This is a genomic window from Natronospira bacteriovora (assembly GCF_030848495.1).
Lineage (GTDB): Bacteria > Pseudomonadota > Gammaproteobacteria > Natronospirales > Natronospiraceae > Natronospira > Natronospira bacteriovora.
Map to the genome: position 1 here is coordinate 89115 of NZ_JAVDDT010000003.1, position 17641 is coordinate 106755.

Sequence of the window (17641 nt, forward strand, 5' to 3'; positions counted from 1 at the left end):
ATCAGCCATGCGTGGGCGAGATGGCAAAGGTGGTGGCAAGGAACATATCCCGACCCTGCGGGAAGTGGTGCAGCCTGGCAGCAAGGCCGCTCCACCCCCCAATCTTGATCTGTTCGAAGACCCGCCTGCCGCCACGGAGCCGGCTGCCGCGGCCGGCCCCGATGAGGCCGAACGCCTGCGCCAGGCCTTCATCGAGGAGCTGGACCGCCGGGTGGAGAATCTGATTCGCTCGCGTGTGCAGCGCCTGGCGGACAGCCTGGCCGAAGATGTGATGAAAACCCTCAAACGCGAAATCCGGAACATCGCGAAAGATCAGGAACGGCCCTGACCCTCCACTCCCCCACCTGACGAGATTTCTCTCCTGGTTCACTCAAATAACACTGCCATTGGATAGGCTGTGCCCTTCGACACGGTGACGGGGGGCGTTGCGGCCGAGGGTCTGGCGGGCTTGCTCAGGATCGCTGTGAGGCCCTTCCCTTCGCCCCCAACGAACCCGCGTTCACAGTGAGATTCGTCGCTCCAAGGCGCAGTGCGCAGCACAGTAGTTCAACTACGGGCAAGCACTGCAACGCCGGAGCGGCGGATCTCACTGTGAACCCGGAGGGACCACACGTATTTCGCCTCTCGCTTTGTTGCGCCTCGCTCATGTAGCACAGCGGCTACACCACGCTCGGCGCGCCGCACGAGAGACGAAATACGTGCGGTCGCGGGCTCGTTGGGGGCGAAGGGAAGGGCCTATCCCTGTACGCTCTGGGGGCGACGTCCTGTCGCCCACAGTCCTGAGCAAGCCCGCCAGACCCTCGGCCTATCTTGGGTGTTGGTCACCTGGGCACTGCCAACCGAAGAACCTGTTCAGGCTGCAGCTGTAACCACTTCATGTGCCCTATTGAAGTCACAGATTTCACAGCCTGAAAACGCTCTCAGTTGGCAGGGCCCAGGTGACCCCACCAAACAGTAGACCCAGGGGCAGACGGGGGCTTCGTAGGGCTGTGAGCGACAGGGATGTCGCGGTCAGAGCCTCCAGGGATGGATTAACGGCGTCCCTGCGAAGCCCCCGTCTGCCCCTGGGTCGGGACGCCCCCCGTCACCGAGCCGAAGGGTCCAGCCTCACAAGAAGCCAAGAACCACGCCCCTGCCAATCCCCCCACCACACCCGCTATAATGCAACGTTTTTCCGCGATCCGAACTCAAGGCCTCGCCCCATGGACAAGACCTACGATCCCCGCAATCTCGAGCAGGCACGTTACCGGGAATGGGAAGAAAAGGGCTATTTCGCCCCCGCCAGCCTGAGCGGCGACCCGTACTGCATCATGATCCCGCCACCCAACGTGACCGGCAGCCTGCACATGGGGCACGCCTTCCAGGACACCATCATGGACGCGCTGATCCGCTTCCAGCGCATGCAGGGCAAGGACACCCTCTGGCAGCCCGGCAGCGACCACGCCGGCATTGCCACCCAGATGGTGGTGGAACGACAGCTGAACGCCGAAGGCAAGACCCGCCATGATCTGGGGCGGGAAGCCTTCGTGCAGCGGGTGTGGGAATGGAAGGAGGAATCCGGTGGCACCATCCAGGGCCAGCTGCGGCGCATGGGCGCCTCGGTGGACTGGTCGCGGGAACGCTTCACCATGGATGACGGCCTGTCCAGGGCCGTGCGCGAGGTCTTCGTGCGCCTGCATGAAGAAGGCCTGATCTATCGCGGCAAGCGCCTGGTCAACTGGGACCCGGTGCTGCACACCGCCCTGTCCGATCTGGAAGTGGAATCGGAAGAGGAAAACGGCCACCTCTGGCACTTCCGTTATCCCCTCAGTGACGGCAGCGGCCATGTCTCGGTGGCCACCACCCGGCCCGAGACCATGCTGGGTGACACGGCCGTGGCGGTGCACCCCGAGGATGAGCGTTATCGCGGGCTGATCGGCAAGACCATTCGCCTGCCGATCACCGGGCGCGAGATCCCCATCGTGGCCGATGACTACGTGGATCCGGCCTTTGGTTCTGGCTGTGTGAAGATCACCCCCGCCCATGACTTCAATGACTACGCCATCGGTGAACGGCACGAGCTGCCGCTGATCAATGTGATGGATGCCAACGCGGCGATCCTGTCAGCGGACACCGCCCGTGAAGCCGGCCCCGGTGATCAGGGCCGGGTGCAGTCGGAGCTGGAGACCCTCAAGGAGATCCCCGCCGAACTGCAGGGCCTGGATCGCAAGGCGGCCCGCCAGGCGGTGGTGGACTGGCTGGAGCGTGAAGGCCTGCTGGAAAAGATTGATGATCACAAGCTGATGGTGCCACGAGGCGATCGCAGTGGCGAGATCGTCGAGCCCTGGCTGACCGATCAGTGGTTCGTGCGTGCCCAGCCACTGGCCGAACCGGCCATCAAGGCGGTGGAAGACGGTCGCATCCGTTTCGTGCCGGGCAACTGGGATCGCACCTATTTCGAGTGGATGCGCAACATTCAGGACTGGTGCATCAGCCGCCAGCTGTGGTGGGGTCATCGCATTCCGGCCTGGTATGACGAGCAGGGCAAGATCTATGTGGGGCGCGACGAAGCAGAAGTCCGCGCCAGGCATGGACTGGGCCCCGAGGTGGCGCTGGAACAGGATGAGGACGTGCTGGACACCTGGTTCTCTTCCGCCCTGTGGCCCTTCTCCACCCTGGGCTGGCCGGACCAGACTCCGGAGTTGAAACACTTCTACCCCACCAATGTGCTGGTGACCGGCTTCGACATCATCTTCTTCTGGGTGGCCCGCATGATCATGATGGGCCTGAAGTTCATGGACGATGTGCCCTTCCATGAAGTCTATGTGCATGGCCTGATCCGCGATGGTGAAGGTCAGAAGATGTCCAAGTCCAAGGGCAATGTGCTCGACCCCATCGACCTGATTGACGGCATCGAGCTGGACGATCTGGTGGCCAAGCGCACCCGCGGGCTGATGCAGCCCAAGAAGGAAAAGAAGATCGAGAAGGCCACCCGCAAGGAGTTCCCCGACGGCATTCCGGCCTTCGGCACCGATGCCTTGCGCTTCACCTTCGCGGCCCTGGCCACCACCGGCCGTGACATCCGTTTCGATCTCGGGCGCATCGAGGGTTACCGCAACTTCTGCAACAAGCTGTGGAATGCGGCCCGCTATGTGCTGATGAACACCGAAGACCAGGACACCGGTCTCGAGGGCGAGGTGGAGCTGAGCCTGCCGGATCGCTGGATCCTCTCGCGCCTGGATCACGCCATCGAGGAGGTGGGCAAGCGCCTGGGCGAGTACCGTCTGGACCTGGCCGCCAAGGCCCTCTACGAATTCACCTGGAGCGAGTACTGCGACTGGTACCTGGAGCTGTCCAAACCGGTGCTGCAGTCCGAGGACAGCTCAGCGGCGGCCCGGCGCGGCACCCGCCAGACCCTGGTGCGGGTGCTCGAGACCCTGCTGCGCCTGATGCATCCCATCATGCCCTTCATCAGCGAAGAGATCTGGCAGCGGGTGGCCCCGCTGGCCGGGCAGTCGGGCGACACCATCATGTATGCCCCCTGGCCGAAGACGGCCGGCCATGCCGATGCGGCCATTGAATCGGAGATGGCCTGGCTGCAGGGCTTCATTCTGGGCGTGCGACGCATCCGCGGTGAGATGGATATTTCACCCAACAAGCCACTGGACGTGCTGCTGGCCAACAGTGGCAATGAGGACCGTGAACGACTCGAGCGCCACCACCACCTGCTGGGCAATCTGGCCCGCCTGGAGACGGTGACGGTGCTGGAGGCGGACAGCAATCCGCCGGAATCGGCCACGGCCCTGCTGGGCGAGATGGAGATTCTGGTGCCCATGGCCGGCCTGATCGACAAGGAAGCGGAGCTGGCGCGTCTGCAGAAGGAGCTGGACAAGCTCCGCAAGGGCCTGGAGCAGGCCGAGCGCAAGCTGGCCAATGAGAAGTTCGTGAGCAATGCCCCGGCCGAGGTGGTGGAGAAGGAGCGCGGCAAGGCCGAGGAAATGCGTGCCGCTCTGGAGCGTCTGGATGCCAAGCGGGAGAAGATATCCGCGCTTTAAGAGCTTGTGGCTTCGGCTAGCTTTGTTCCCTTCGATGCCGGTGATGGGGCTGCGTTCCGGTCCGGGTTCCGGTGGCCTTGCTCAGGGACGCCGTGAACCCATCCCTGGGGGCTCTGGTCGCGACGTCCTGTCGCTCACAGCCCTGAGCAAGGCCACCGGAACCCGGACCTACTCTGGGTAATTGTCACCTGGGCAGTGCCAGCCGCTGGTTTGGTTCAGGCCCTTGTCAGGGTGTCATCCAATAGCGCAGGCCGAAGTCATTCCTCTCGCAGCGCGAATTCGTTCTCAGCAGGCACGGCACAGGTGAAACCCCAATCAGCAGGCCTAGGTGCCGGCAGGGGTTTGCAAGGCTGTGAGCGACAGGACGTCGCGACCAGAGCCCCCAGGGATGGGTTCACGGCGTCCTTGCAAACCCCTGCCGGCACCTAGGCCGAGACGCGCCCCCATCACCGGCTCGGAGGGACCAACCCCAATCGAAACCAGAAAAGCACGAATCCAACCGAGACCAACAACCCCTTAGAACCGATACCGCAATCCCAGGCCAATGAAGTTGGAACCACCCTCCACGCCGCTGAAGGTGCCGAACACCCCCGAACGATGATGCAGGCGAATCATGGCGCTCCATTGGCTGTCCGGTGAGGGCGGCGCGAATTCCAGTTCCATCAGCAGATAGTTGAGCAGGCGGGCCGAGCCTTCGTCGTCCGGCTCCGAGCGGGGTTCCAGGGGAGGCACTTCCCAGGCGTAGGACAGGCCCTGCCCGAAGGCGAAGCGGGTATCCAGCCAGCGATCCCATGGGAAATCCATCCAGCGGGCCACCAGCACCACATTGCTCTCCCAGTGATGCTGCATGCCGTAGTGGCGTACCAGCTGCCCCTCCCACTCCCAGCTCACCCGCTCGCTTTCGTGCCAGCTGTAGCTCAGTGCCACCGCATTGAGATAGGAACGGCGCATCTCCGGATTCAGCTCGCGCACGATATCGATCAGGCGGTCCGGGCTGTTCTTGGCCCAATAGGCCGCCACAGACCATGCATCCGCGGTTGGCGGAGTGGAAGCCAGGCAGCACGCCAATGCGCAAATCCATCGCCTCATGGTCAATACCTCCAACAAGGCATTTGACCGCAGCGACGGTGTCTAGCTCCCCGCACACCCGACCTGCCATGGATACCTCAAGGGGGCTGTCGGGCAACCCCGCAGACAGCGAATCGCCTAGAACAGCTCCACGGTCGCTGAATCATCCCTGGAAGTGCGCCGCTGATCCAGGGAGGCTTCAGAACCGGACGTCCCCGTATGCTGCACATGGGTATCACGCTGAGAGTCCATCACATAATGGCTCGCCAGTGCGTCCACATCGAACGATTCAATGGCATTCGAATCGCCTTCCCCTGGTTCAAGCGAATCACAGATCCGGCGCTCATGCATCTCAATGGCATGGAGCGCGGACTGTACCTGTTCAAGCTGCTGACGGGTAATATCCTGAAATTGCACTCCGGCCAGTGCCTCCATGCTCTGCTCAGCCAGACGGCGACTGGTGCCCCGCAAATGAGCCATGACCGCTTCATGATGGGACATGACTCGTTCACGCTCTTCTGCCATCACTTCCAGCTCTGTTCGAATTCGCCGAAGCACACTCTCTTCGGCCTCAACGACCTCGTCCGATTCCCCCTGCAGCTTTGCTGCTGACTGGTCCTTGATGATGGCGGTGACGGCGGGAATCTCCTGTTCCACGAATCGAGCGGCCTCCTGACTCTTCATGGCGAGGGCGCGAACCTCATCCGCCACCACCGCGAACTCCCTCCCTGCCCTGCCCGCTCTCGCCGCCTCGATCGCCGCGTTCAAGGCAACGAGATTCGTCTTGACGGCGATGTCACGGATCATCTGCACCGACTCCATCAGTTTGTCGGCACGCCCCAGCATCTGTTCAGCCCGCTCCCGCTCAAGCTGGAGTTGAGCACTGCGTCGCTCGATGTAACTGGCAATGTCACTGACCGCCTTATCCTTGCTGGCCCGCAATGCCACATTACCCTCTCCCAGCGTCTCTGTTTCCGCCTCCGATTCTTCAACAAAGGTCAAAAAACGTCGTGATTCATCATCCATTGCCTGAAGGCGCTGAATCATGCCCGTCGCAGCGGAGTCGGTTTCAGCCTGAACACGCTGAAGATGCCCTCTCAAAATCGGATAAGCCGGCTGCACGGAGCCCAGGGTTCTCCGTATCACATCCTTGAGGTTGCCACGCTCACCCGGACCACTGATACCGAGCTTGCCGAGAAGCCCCGTTGATGCGGGGGTGAACAGTGACATCGCCGCCGCTACCCCAAGAGACAGCAAGACACCCCCCGTCAAGGCCACAAGATACGGATTCGACAGAAACAACTGCAAAGGCAACAGAATCATCAGCCCACCAAGCAGGCCGGCAAGCAGTAAGCACGGCAAGCGTGCGGCCCAGCCGGGAACTTGGGACTCTCTGTCAGGCTCCTCCGGATTGAATGCCATATGGCGCCTCCTCAGGCCGCATTCATGTCCAGATTCAGGAGCTTGCCGAGGACTGCCCTGAGATTATCCGCAGTCACCGGTTTGACCATCCAGCCGGTGGCCCCATTGCGACGGGCCTCGTCCTTTTTCTCCTGCTGGGATTCGGTGGTCAACACAAGGATTGGCGTTCGTGCGTGAGCAGGAAGGGCACGGGCCTCTCTTATCAAGGTAAGACCATCCATGCGCGGCATATGAACATCAGTGATCAGAAGATCGGGCTTGAAGCCATTCCTCAATCGCTCCAGCGCTTCCTGTCCGTCATTGGCCGTCTCCACCTTGCAGCCAGCCCGCTCCATGATCGTCGCCATACTCATGCGTATGGTTCCTGAATCATCCACCAGGTAGATCGTCTTCATTGCAGTCCTCCTTGGAGTGCCTGTGACTTGGGATACACATCGACGCAGCCGTGCTCAAGATTCGGCAAGCCCGCCCCCCTTACCAGAGCCTCGGCCACAAGAAAATAATCCATGCTGCCCCGACTTCGAGGGGCCACATCACGTACCGGCCTCCCTTCCCCGAAGGCCTCCGCCAACCGAATATCACTTCGAATTCCCCGAAGAATACGGGTTGCGCCGAACTCTGCCGCCAACTCATCCAGAACGGATCGCTGCAAGCGCACTCGGCGATCAACCATCACAGGCAGAATGCCCAGCAGATTCGGCTGATGACCTCCGCTGAGACTGGCGCGCATGAACAGGCGTGATAGCGCTCTCACACCAGCCGCAGCCAGGTGATGAGGGATCAGTGGCACCAGAACACTGCCCGATGCCATAAGCGCATTCATCAAGATCGAATCCATGGAAGGCGGCGTATCCAGAATAATCACGTCATACGGCTCGAAGGCCGGATGGCAGAGCGCCCGACGAAGACGATGCCAGTCACCACCCGGGTGGCTCCCATCAAAGGCAGGATCGGCAGGAATCACATCCACCCCCGTGGGGGTAGAATGAATAGCCTGCGAGAGCTGTGACTCTTTGCCGGCAAACACGCAATGACTGCCGATGCGCACGTCTTCCTGCAAACCCAGGCCAATGGCCACATGGTTCTGCGGATCCAGATCAATGATCAGCACACGGGCATCACGTGCTGTCAGTTCCGCGGCAACATTCACCGCCGTTGTGGTCTTGCCGGAGCCACCCTTTCGGTTGGTTATGGCAATGGTACGGGGCCGAATATCCATCAACCCGTCTCCCTCTGCACCGGCTGATCGATCCGATTGAGCAGGGGCATGATATGTTGGCAAAGCCAGGGATCCGCCGGCTCGCCAACCACGTCCGCTTCCAGATAGTAAAGAACCTGAAACACCGCGGAATGCATCCAGATGCAATGGGAAATATCCACCGGGCGTTCAGGGTGAGCACGCACCGCCTGGAACAGATCCTCCGCTTCCTCGACTTCACAACGCTCGATCAGCTGAATGCGATCCGCATCAATCTCAAGACTCATGTCAGTAGCCCCTTCATATCCAGGATGAAAAGTATTCGCCCATCACCCAACAAGGCATGACCGGTGAACAGGTCACTTTGCCTGAGCAGCCCTTCCAGTGGCTTGACCACCACCTCCATGTCTTCACCCACGTCATCCACACGAAGGGCAACACGCCGGGACTGCCAGTGCAGGAGAACGAAACTGGCCACCGCGTCCGGCTCCTGCGTTTCTTCCGGTGGCTCGATCCCCAGGTGCTGGTTGAGATCAAGCACTGGCAAGACTTCCTCCCGAACCATGATCACCGGCTGATGGCTAACCTTCTGAATGTCGGCGGGACTGCGGCGTACGATCTCGACGACGGCCTCAATGGGTATCCCCAGCTGCTGCCGCCCGCAATGGGCCAGCAATACCCGAGTGACCGCCATGGAGAGCGGAAGGGATAAGGTCACACAGCTGCCTTCTCCAGGGACGCTGTCCAGGTCGATCTGTCCATCCAACGCCTCCACGGTGTCGCGAACGGCGTCCATGCCAACACCTCGGCCAGAGACTTCCGAAACAGCGTCCGCCGTGGAGAAACCTGGCGCGAAAATGAGTTTCTGCCTTTCTCTCTCATCCATGCCGTCCAGTTCTTCTGCACTGACAATGCCTTTCTCGAGCGCCATGGCAGCAATCCGCTCCGGATCCAGGCCTCGGCCGTCATCGGCTACTTCCAGCCGCAACCAGTCGCCCGAATGCCTGGCCCGCAACAACAGTCGGCCACGATCCGGCTTGCCAGCGGCACGTCGTTCCTCCAGTGACTCGATCCCATGATCCAGACTGTTTCGTACAAGGTGCGTGAGGGGGTCAACCATGGCCGCGAGCACCTGACGATCCGCCTGGGTACCCTCCCCCTCCAGCACCAGTTCGACCTGCTTGTCCAGCTTGCGTGCAATGTCGCGTGTCAGCCGACGAAAGCGCTGGAAGGTGGTCGCCACCGGCTGCATCTGCACTGCCGACACCGCCCTCTGAAGTTCTCCGGTCACTCGCTCCAATAGCTGAGCCTGCTCCTTGATCTCTCGTGAGAGCTGGCGGGACCCGTGATCCTGTTCCGCTCGGCGTGCCAGATAAGGCAAACCATTGCGCGCCACAATCAGTTCGCCCACCAGCTCACCCAGCTGATCCAGGCGCTGGGTGTCCACATGCACATGCGCCGGCCCCTTCCGAGACTGCGCTTGAACACCGGAGTCGTTACCAGCTCCGGCCTCCACCTTTTGTTCTGAAACCTCCGATCCCGTGCCGACAACTTCCGGGGAATTCCCGACCTGTGCCTCAGACGGCATTCCAGGGGCGTCATCAAACAAACCGACCATGGCCGGATCCATCTCCGCCGTGGCCGTTGAATCGGCACTCGGTTCCGACAGGAACAGGCCGCCGCCGCCATCCGGCAGCGACCAGGCCTCGTCGTCATTGACGCCGCTGCCAGCCCCATCTTCCATGCAGGGCTGACAGCGGCGCTTCATGGCCTCAACCACGGCCCGCTTCCATGCCACCGGGATTTCTCCCAGGTCCTGTAGCGCACTCAACCATTCCAGGCCCCGATACACCCAAAGGCCATTACCAAATAGGTTCATGCCCACTGTAATGGCACGCTCAAGGGCGTCACCATCGTGTCGGCAGATGGCGTCATCGAGGGCATCCAGCAGATCATCTTCCGCGGTCAACGGACGTGGGTCACCGTCCAGACGCAGCAACGAATCAATGGGTACCGTCATTATCTCAACCGGGATTCCTGAACGATCGGCGAACTGCTGTAACGTCCCGGTATCTGCTGAGGTGAGCAGCGAAAGCGTGAGATTAAAGCGAAAAGTGTCCATCTCGGAAAGGTCTTCAGGCACCTCGGCAGCCTCCACGCCCAATGCCAGAAACCCCGGCAGTTCCATGGCCCAGGCCAGAGGATCTCGCCCCTTCAGGAAAGCCTCCGGATCCGGCTCCAGCCGGATCAGCCTAAGATCCGATGCCCCCGCCTTGAACTGATGGACGAAGCTGCGGATCAACGCAGCTACCGGGAAGCAGGCCATGGCATTCGGATTGATCTGCACATCCGGAGGCGATCCATGATCGGAAGGCGTTGCCTGTGATGCCAGAACACCTTCGCCCAGCACGGAAGCAATACGTTTGACCAGCCGCTCTGCACGCTCGGACCCACTCAGGTTCGATACGCCCCCCTCCGCCATTTGATCGACCCAGGCCTGAGTCTGATCCACCGCCTCCAGCAACAGATCCACGAAATCAGCATCAGGCTCAAGCTCGCCCGTGCGAAGCCCATGCAAGAGCTGCTCTGTTTCGTGGAGCAGGCGGTTGAGTGCCGGTGCCTCGAACAGGCCTGCGCCACCCTTGACCGTATGGAGACTGCGGAACACCGCATCCACGGCTGCCCGCTCACGGGGTTGTTGCTCCAGAACCAGCAGGCCGTCAGCGGCCGACTGCAACTGCTCCCGTGCCTCCACCACGAACTGTGCAAGCAGGGGATCCGTTTCCGTAGCACTGACATCATCAGCCTGATTCACATAACCTCCTAAGCTGGTCAACGGCGATTCAGCCGCAGGCCAGATCTTCCATGTCCGAAACGGAACCATCCTGGCCAGGGCCACGGGTTCCCACGGGACGCTGATACACAATGGCTTCCGGGAAGCGGCGATACAGAAAATCTGCATTCATGCGGTGCATGGATTCCGAATGGCCCAGGCAAACGAATCCACCGGGCCTGAGCGCCTTGAAAAGTCGCCCGGCAGCTTCCCGTCGGCTTTCATCATTGAAATAGATCAGGAGATTGCGACAGAGAATCACATCCATCGGAGGCAGACGTGCCATCCAGTCATCACTGTTCAGATTGATCTTGCTGAAACTGACCGAACGCCGAATGGCTTCACAGATGCGATACTGTCCCGGCCCCTCGGGGCGCAGGTAACATTCCCGTCGGGCTGCCGGAAGCATCCTCAGGGCGCGCTCACCGTAGACCCCTTCCTTTGCTCGACGCAGCGCATCGGTGTCCACATCCGAGGCATGAATTTCCACAATGTAGTCATCCACCGCAGGCCAGGCATCAAGGAGCTCCATGGCCACTGAGTAAGGCTCCTCGCCGGTGGAGCAGGGGATGGACCAGATACGCAATGGCTCGCTGTCGGGCACCTTCCGGCGACGGCGGTTTACCACAATCTCAGGCAGGAGACTGCGCGTCATGCACTGGAGTTGATAGTACTCGCGGTTGAAATAGGTCTCGTTGACCGTGATGGCATTGGTCAACGCCTCGAACTCCTCGGTACTCGTGGATGACTGAAGTACAGCGAGATAACGCCGATGGTCGGACAATCGGAGTTGTTTCATTCTGCTGGCGACCCGCTTCTCCACCAGATAACGACGATGATCTTCAAAGTAGAGACCCAGGGTCTCGAGAAAGAGAGCACGGAACGCTTCGAAATCCTTGTCACTCATCGCCATGGAGACATCGTTCATGTTCAGGCCGTCTCCGCGTTCTGGCCAACCTGACGCAGGTGGCGAAGGAGCTGCTGGGCAACCAGGTTTGACGGAATGACCATGTCGGCCGCGCCCCTGTCGATCAACGCCTTGGGCATGCCCCATACCACAGCCGTGGCCTCGGATTCCGCAATGGTGAACCCGCCACCGTGGTACAGCTCAGCCATCGACTCGGCACCATCGTCGCCCATTCCGGTAAGCAGCACGCCGGCAATCGAGGCTGAGGGAAGCTGTTCGATCGCCGACTTCACCAGGCGATTGACCGATGGATGCCAGAAGCCGCTTTCGTCGCTCGGGACAGGCATGGCCTTGAGTACGCCATTGCGGTTGGTCATGACCATGTCGGCATCGCCTCGGGCAATATAGACACCGCCCGGCCGAATATCGGTCAACTTGTCCACCTCTGTAACGGTCAGTTGACAGCGCTCGTTCATGCGTTTGGCGAACACACCGGTAAAGCTGGAAGGCATGTGCTGCGCTACCAGCACAGGCCAGGGAAAGTCCGCGGGCAGCTCGGGGAGGATGCTTTCCAATGTACGCGGGCCTCCGGTCGACACGCCGATGAGAACCACTCCCTCACGACTTACCGGCATTGTTTCCGCACGCCTTGGGCTGGTAACCGCCACTGGCTCTGCGGGATCGATCTCGGTATCGGAAACACCGCCGATTCTCGCCGTGGCGGCGGCGCGCACCTTCTCGATCAATTCACGACGAACCCGCTCCATATCCACCGTTACCGTGCCGCCAGGCTTCTGGATATAATCCACCGCCCCCAGCTCCATGGCCTCCAGCGTTGCCAGCGCCCCCTGTTCCGTCAGGGAGGAAACCATCACCACCGGCGTAGGCATCTCGGTCATGATTCGGCTGAGGCATTCAAGGCCGTCCATTACCGGCATATGAATATCGAGAGTCACCACGTGTGGGCGAAAGTCACGAACACGTTCCAGGGCATCCGCACCGTCCCGCGCCATAACCACTTCCATGTCCGGTTCGGCATCGAACATACGCATCAACTGCCTGCGCATGAGGGCGGAATCGTCCACCACCAGAACACGGGTAACGCCCTCTCCCTTTGATCTGATCCGCTCGGCTGTCTGCCCCATCAGCTGACCGCCTCCAGCTCTGCCAGGTCTTCCGGCGCCAGAAGCCGGCTCCTGTCCACGACCAGCACCATCCCCGCATCACCTTCCCGTCGGATGACGGCCGCGACCCAGTCTGCCCTGGACGCCGCGAGTTCACGGGCATCACTGACCTGCTCCTCGGCAACCTTCAGTACTTCACTGACCGAATCCACGATGAAGCCGGCCCTTTGTCCCTGCAGCTCCAGAACCAGCACCCGTTGCGATTCATTGCGTTCACTGACTGGTAAGCCGAATCGTCTACGCATGTCCACCACGGGAAGAACACGGCCGCGCAGATTGATGACACCTTCCACACGAGCACCCGCACTCGGCACGCCCGTGAGTGTTTCGGGAAGCCTGAGAATTTCCTTGACGATTTCAATCGGCGCTCCGAACGACTGCCCGTCAAGCTCGAAAATCACATATTGCTGCATGGCGGCTGCCTCGCTGTTGCCTGCTCGCATGTTCTTGTCAGTGCCTTTTTCACTCTTCTGATCAATCATCTTCTCCGCCATCTCCACAAGGCGGTGAACAGAAAGGAAGGCATCCACATCAATCAGGGTCAGCAGGCCTGTGTTACTTCGTTCCTCGCTGGCCGAGACCGACGATGGCCGGTAAACACCGGAAAACTCCCGAGCCTGTTCACCACCCAGCTGAGGCACCGGACCGATATCATCTTCCGGGATGCGCAGAACTTCATTGACATCATCCACCACCAGGCCAATGGAAAGCCCGGCGTCGCCCACCGGCAGAATCACCACACGTCGTCCACCGGCCGCTTCCGGGAAGTCCAGCAGGCGACGCAGGCTGAACAATGGGACGGTGGCACCCCGCAAGGCGGCCAGGCCCAGCATGCCCTGCGGTGCCCTGGGTACCGGGCTGATCTCTTCGGGACAATCGAGTATCTCGCGCACCGGCAAGGCATCCAGACCGAAATCCTGCCCATCCACACGTACGCTGACCACGATCTGTTCGGCGACCTGACTGCGGGACGCAGACTCCATGTCACTGCCCGCTAGCGGGCTGGCATCATTTTCCGCCGCCATGACACCGCCTTGCTGCCATGCCCCCAGCTGGTGATCCAGTACGGCGTCGACATCCAGCAACTGGAGAATGCGGGATTGATCCTGAATCGCGCCCCGGGTCATCAGACCACCCGGGCTGTCCTCCGATGTTCCCGCCCCATCGCCATCCTCGCCACGCTCTCGACGAAGGGGGGCGGGCGCCTGAAATACGCGATGAACCCGGTCGACACGAAGGCCCAGTTTCGGCTGGCAGCGAACAACCAGAATGCGCTGCCCCTCGTCATCTTCGGCTTCCTCGTCTCCGGCCACACGACGCAGGCAGAGCACGGGCAACACACTGCCCCGAAGACTGAAGACCCCCGGCAGACAATCGGGGCTGAGCGGCACCGGGGTGATGGCTGGTGGGCGGATGATTTCACCGATCATCTCCAGCGGCAGCGCCATTTCCCGCCCACAGACATCAAAGGCGAGATACTGCGACATCTCTGATGCCATGGTGGTCTGTCGGTCGTCGTAGGACTCCAGCGAGTCATCCCTGGCAGCGGCTTCGACGGCCGTCCTGGCCTCCCTGGACGGCTCTGTACCGTCGGATACATCTTCTGCATGGGTCGACATGACTGTCTCTCCCCTGGCAATGGTGACCGCCCTTACAGGGCCTGCAACTCGTCGGCCAGACCGGCGATCTCTTCCGCGGCACGAGCCAACTCACGTGCACCCTGCCCCTGCTGTCGAGCCGCCGCAGCCGCCTCGGAACTGGACTGATCCGCCTGGGTTGCCGCCGAAGCAATCTGCTCCACCGCTGTCTTGGCTTCTTCCACCGCATTGCGGATCTCGTGGGACGCCTGGGCGCTTTCACGGTTGCCGGTCACGACGCCACTGATGCGCTTTTCCACCAACTCGATGCTTTCGATGATCTCCTGATAACGCTCGGCATCGCCGGAAAAATCACGCGCCAGGGTGTCGAACAGGTGCTGCGAAGCATCCACCTGACCACGGGCATTACCCACCACCTCGCCAACCTGTTCGGCGTTCTCAGCGGCATCATGGGACAGATTGCGGATGTCGTTGGCCACGACAACGAAGCCGTCACCGAACTCTCCGGCTCGGGCCGCTTCGATTCCACCACTGACGGCGAGCATGCTGGTCTTGATGTTGACAGTCTCAATGCTCTTCATGACCCGCTCGATGTCTCCGCAGACACCTTCCACACCGGCCACGTCCTGATGGAAGGCGAGGCTTTCTTCACCGTTTTCGGCAATGCGTTTAAGCATGCCCTCCACCTTCTCCCTGTTTTCCTTGAGGAGCTCCAGGATTCGATCGCCCTGTTCTACCAGTGCGTCCGCACGTTCCGAGGCCTGGCGTGCACCCCCAAGCAGCTGCTCCACCTGCGCACTGGTGGCCGATGCTCCCTGGCTCTGCAGCCGTGCCCCCTGCTCGATCTGTTCAATCGCCGTTCCAATCTGCTCCGAGGCCCGCTGGATTTCTTCCACAGAGGCCGCCAGCTGTTCCGCCGAAGAGGCCAGATCGGCGCCACGCCCGGTGCCATCGGTATTCCCCTTCACCTCCTCGGCAACCTGGGCAAGGTGCTGGGCCGATTCCTGACATTCCGCCAGCGCCCGGTTCTGCTGGGTCACCATGCGGGCGGCTTCCTCGCAAGCGGAGGACTGCTGTTCGGATGCCGACGCCACTTTCTCCATCTCCTGCTGCACACGGTCCGACACTTCCGCTGACTGCTCGGCGGTTTCCAGAATCTCCCTTGCACCCTGCAGCATTTCATCCATGCTCTTGCGGGTGCGCTCCAGCTGCTCAATGGCGGCATCCCCCGCCTTGCGGTCATCCGCACCGGCCTGAGCCGCCTGCTGGATCTTTTCCACCAGCGCCTCAACCTGCTCACCGATTGACGTCACATGGGTCTGGATCCGGTCGGCACTGGACTGGGCTGTCTCGGCCAATGCACGCACTTCATCCGCCACCACGGCAAATCCCTTGCCATGCTCACCGGCACTGGCCGCTTCCACGGCAGCATTCAGCGCCAGCAGATTGGTCTGATCAGCAATACGGGTGACCGCACGAACGATCTCACCCACTTCCCGGGCGGAGTCAGCCATGGCATTGACCTGCTTGACCGCCTCTTCCTGCCGGGCCACCCCCTTGCGCACCCCCGCCACCATGCCTTCAATCAGGCGATTGGCAGCTTCCACCTCGTCCTTCATGGCATCCAGGCGCTTGATGGCACTGCGACTGTTATCCCGCTGCTGTCGTACCGCTGCCGCCGAGCTGGCAACCGCCTGAAGGGTTTCCTGGGCGGCGGAAGCCGCTTCTTCGGCACCGGTGGACACCTGCTCCATGGAACGCCCCAGTTCTTCCGATGCGGCCACCGACTGACTTACGGAGCTGGACAACTGCGTTGCGGCCGCCGCAATTCGCTCAGCGGTCTGCTGCCGGCGTGCGGTATTGCGTGCCCGGCGTCGAACCGCATCGGCACGACTCCGATCAGCGTCCGGATCGAACCCGTCTGCGGGCGGCGGCGGGGCCGCCCCGGCGTCCTGCTTGACTTCACCTGTCTTGACCAATGCCATTTCATTCCTCCAGTGCCGGATGGCAGTTGCGGTAGTCGACAACGTTACGTCTGCTGATCCGCTTCATGAGCGCAGGATCATCGGTTGTCGATCTTATGTCGTGTCGTTTCACTATGACACAAAGACGATACAAAACCATTACAAATACACTACAGCCGATAAGCGGGCGCAAAACTGGCGTGAATGGTAAAAATTCGCGGGAATTGGGACGATCGATCCACGACATCCGGATATCGATTGGAAGCGTGGGTGAACTGGCTGTTCACGACTGATTCTTTGTTTTAAATTGCGTATATCGGGTGCGCACACAGTGCGAGACCAGTGGGCGCACGATGCCGTCACCGATCCTGGCGGCCACGACCGATCCTGATGTGTGTACCCACCGCCAGGATCGAGCCGGCCCCTGGCTCGAAAGCGACCGCAGCAATTCACGGAACACCGTTTGCATAGGCCTGTCTTAAAACAAAACCCTTCCATCCCTGTCTCCCTGGTGCGAGACGCGAAAAAAAGCAAGCCCGATAGACGCAGATATGCGCCGTTTTCCGCACATGCTCACTTAAAGCGTGGCATAAATGCGCCAAATGGCAAGAATCTGCGTCACCGTTCATCACCGAATGGCGACCGTTCCAGACGAAATGCAGGGGCACCCCCTCGCCCCCTCGACCAGAAAGCGGTTTCCCCCGGAAATTCGACGGAACCCTGTTACCCATGACCGCAAGGAATGCAGAATTCGAACCGGAGGCGTTTCGCGAGCGCCTGAATTCCCTCGGACAGCGCTTCCGAAACAGGAAGACCATGGCCCAGGCGGCCGGCGTCTCGACGGACGCACTCAGCCGCTATTTGAGGGGAGACAACCAGCCCCCGGTCGGTGCCATGGCGAGACTGGCCATTGCCTGCAATGTGTCTCTTGACTGGCTGGCAACCGGGCGCGGCAGCTGTGACCATGAGGACTTTCGCATCCCGCCACTGGATACCGACGGCAGTGAAAGCAGCGGACGACATTCACCGGCCAGCCTCCCCGGCCTGTCGCTTCGCCGCGAGTGGGTGGTGCAGGCCCTGCAGGCGCCCCCCGAAGATCTCGCCGTCTGCCTGGTACAGGATGAGAGCATGAGTCCGCTACTGAAAACCGGCGATGTCATGGTCATCGACAGGGAGCGAGGCGAAGGCCCCCGACACGACGGCATCTACGCCCTGAGCCTCCAGGACGCCTTTCTGGTCAAGCGGATACAGCACAAGCCCGGACAGAAAATCGAATTCCACAGTGAACACCCCGGTTACCAGAGCTTCGAGATGGAGCTGAATGCACTCAAGGCCGGCCGCATCCGCATTCACGGCCGCGTGATCTGGTGCGGCCGGCGCATGTTCTGAGGAACCTCTGGTCATTCGTTCGTGCCTTGCAATGTTCCGGCACA

The 17641-nt window shown here is 61.1% G+C and carries 13 protein-coding genes; 3 read left to right on the forward strand and 10 right to left on the reverse strand.

Features of this window, described 5'->3' with window-relative positions; translation table 11 throughout:
- Positions 1-7 precede the first annotated feature (7 nt).
- Together RBH19_RS05980 and RBH19_RS05985 are read left to right on the forward strand one after the other, a co-directional pair.
- Positions 8-328 carry a hypothetical protein gene (locus RBH19_RS05980; RefSeq protein WP_306727913.1) on the forward strand — a complete coding sequence of 107 codons (321 nt, stop codon included), beginning with the start codon at positions 8-10 and terminating at the stop codon, positions 326-328.
- An 874-nt stretch (positions 329-1202) separates the two neighbouring features.
- On the forward strand, positions 1203-4034 hold the full coding sequence (locus RBH19_RS05985) for a valine--tRNA ligase (protein WP_306727914.1): 2832 nt from the start codon (positions 1203-1205) through the stop codon (positions 4032-4034).
- A 516-nt stretch (positions 4035-4550) separates the two neighbouring features.
- On the opposite strand, the gene RBH19_RS05990 is transcribed toward RBH19_RS05985, so the two are convergent.
- The 10 genes from RBH19_RS05990 to RBH19_RS06035 form a co-directional block, all read right to left on the reverse strand.
- Positions 4551-5054: a hypothetical protein gene (locus tag RBH19_RS05990; protein ID WP_306727915.1), complete on the reverse strand. Its 504-nt coding sequence runs from the start codon at positions 5052-5054 to the stop codon at positions 4551-4553.
- Positions 5055-5240: 186 nt separating this feature from the next.
- Entirely contained in the window at positions 5241-6332 is a 1092-nt protein-coding gene (locus RBH19_RS05995) for a methyl-accepting chemotaxis protein (protein ID WP_306727916.1), read from the reverse strand.
- 203 nt (positions 6333-6535) lie between these two features.
- Positions 6536-6919, reverse strand: a complete 384-nt coding sequence (locus RBH19_RS06000; protein ID WP_306727917.1) for a response regulator — start codon at positions 6917-6919, stop codon at positions 6536-6538.
- On the reverse strand, positions 6916-7743 hold the full coding sequence (locus tag RBH19_RS06005; RefSeq protein WP_306727918.1) for a ParA family protein: 828 nt from the start codon (positions 7741-7743) through the stop codon (positions 6916-6918). Before RBH19_RS06005 ends, RBH19_RS06000 begins: the two co-directional genes overlap by 4 nt.
- Positions 7743-8009 (reverse strand): hypothetical protein, encoded by a 267-nt coding sequence (locus tag RBH19_RS06010; protein ID WP_306727919.1) that lies wholly within the window; start codon positions 8007-8009, stop codon positions 7743-7745. The genes RBH19_RS06005 and RBH19_RS06010 overlap by 1 nt, the downstream gene beginning before the upstream one ends.
- Positions 8006-10537 carry a chemotaxis protein CheA gene (locus RBH19_RS06015; protein ID WP_306727920.1) on the reverse strand — a complete coding sequence of 844 codons (2532 nt, stop codon included), beginning with the start codon at positions 10535-10537 and terminating at the stop codon, positions 8006-8008. Before RBH19_RS06015 ends, RBH19_RS06010 begins: the two co-directional genes overlap by 4 nt.
- A 28-nt stretch (positions 10538-10565) precedes the next feature.
- Positions 10566-11483, reverse strand: a complete 918-nt coding sequence (locus RBH19_RS06020; RefSeq protein ID WP_306727921.1) for a CheR family methyltransferase — start codon at positions 11481-11483, stop codon at positions 10566-10568.
- A gap of 2 nt (positions 11484-11485) precedes the next feature.
- Positions 11486-12607 carry a chemotaxis-specific protein-glutamate methyltransferase CheB gene (gene cheB / locus RBH19_RS06025; protein WP_306727922.1) on the reverse strand — a complete coding sequence of 374 codons (1122 nt, stop codon included), beginning with the start codon at positions 12605-12607 and terminating at the stop codon, positions 11486-11488.
- Positions 12607-14265, reverse strand: coding sequence for a chemotaxis protein CheW (locus RBH19_RS06030; protein WP_306727923.1), 1659 nt, complete (start codon positions 14263-14265; stop codon positions 12607-12609). The genes cheB and RBH19_RS06030 overlap by 1 nt, the downstream gene beginning before the upstream one ends.
- Positions 14266-14297: 32 nt before the next feature.
- On the reverse strand, positions 14298-16229 hold the full coding sequence (locus tag RBH19_RS06035; RefSeq protein WP_306727924.1) for a methyl-accepting chemotaxis protein: 1932 nt from the start codon (positions 16227-16229) through the stop codon (positions 14298-14300).
- A 708-nt stretch (positions 16230-16937) separates the two neighbouring features.
- Between RBH19_RS06035 and RBH19_RS06040 the strand changes: the two genes are divergently transcribed.
- Positions 16938-17597 (forward strand): XRE family transcriptional regulator, encoded by a 660-nt coding sequence (locus RBH19_RS06040; protein WP_306727925.1) that lies wholly within the window; start codon positions 16938-16940, stop codon positions 17595-17597.
- Positions 17598-17641: the final 44 nt, after the last annotated feature.

Bases quoted from the DNA above. Each gene is read 5' to 3' on its own strand.
- RBH19_RS05980 (WP_306727913.1), top strand. From the start codon at position 8: ATGCGTGGGCGAGATGGCAAAGGTGGTGGCAAGGAACATATCCCGACC.
- RBH19_RS06040 (WP_306727925.1), top strand. From the start codon at position 16,938: ATGACCGCAAGGAATGCAGAATTCGAACCGGAGGCGTTTCGCGAGCGC.
- RBH19_RS06030 (WP_306727923.1), bottom strand. From the start codon at position 14,265: ATGTCGACCCATGCAGAAGATGTATCCGACGGTACAGAGCCGTCCAGG.
- RBH19_RS06000 (WP_306727917.1), bottom strand. From the start codon at position 6,919: ATGAAGACGATCTACCTGGTGGATGATTCAGGAACCATACGCATGAGT.
- RBH19_RS05985 (WP_306727914.1), top strand. From the start codon at position 1,203: ATGGACAAGACCTACGATCCCCGCAATCTCGAGCAGGCACGTTACCGG.
- RBH19_RS05995 (WP_306727916.1), bottom strand. From the start codon at position 6,332: ATGTCACTGTTCACCCCCGCATCAACGGGGCTTCTCGGCAAGCTCGGT.
- RBH19_RS06010 (WP_306727919.1), bottom strand. From the start codon at position 8,009: ATGAGTCTTGAGATTGATGCGGATCGCATTCAGCTGATCGAGCGTTGT.
- cheB (WP_306727922.1), bottom strand. From the start codon at position 12,607: ATGGGGCAGACAGCCGAGCGGATCAGATCAAAGGGAGAGGGCGTTACC.
- RBH19_RS06020 (WP_306727921.1), bottom strand. From the start codon at position 11,483: ATGAACGATGTCTCCATGGCGATGAGTGACAAGGATTTCGAAGCGTTC.
- RBH19_RS06035 (WP_306727924.1), bottom strand. From the start codon at position 16,229: ATGGCATTGGTCAAGACAGGTGAAGTCAAGCAGGACGCCGGGGCGGCC.
- RBH19_RS06005 (WP_306727918.1), bottom strand. From the start codon at position 7,743: ATGGATATTCGGCCCCGTACCATTGCCATAACCAACCGAAAGGGTGGC.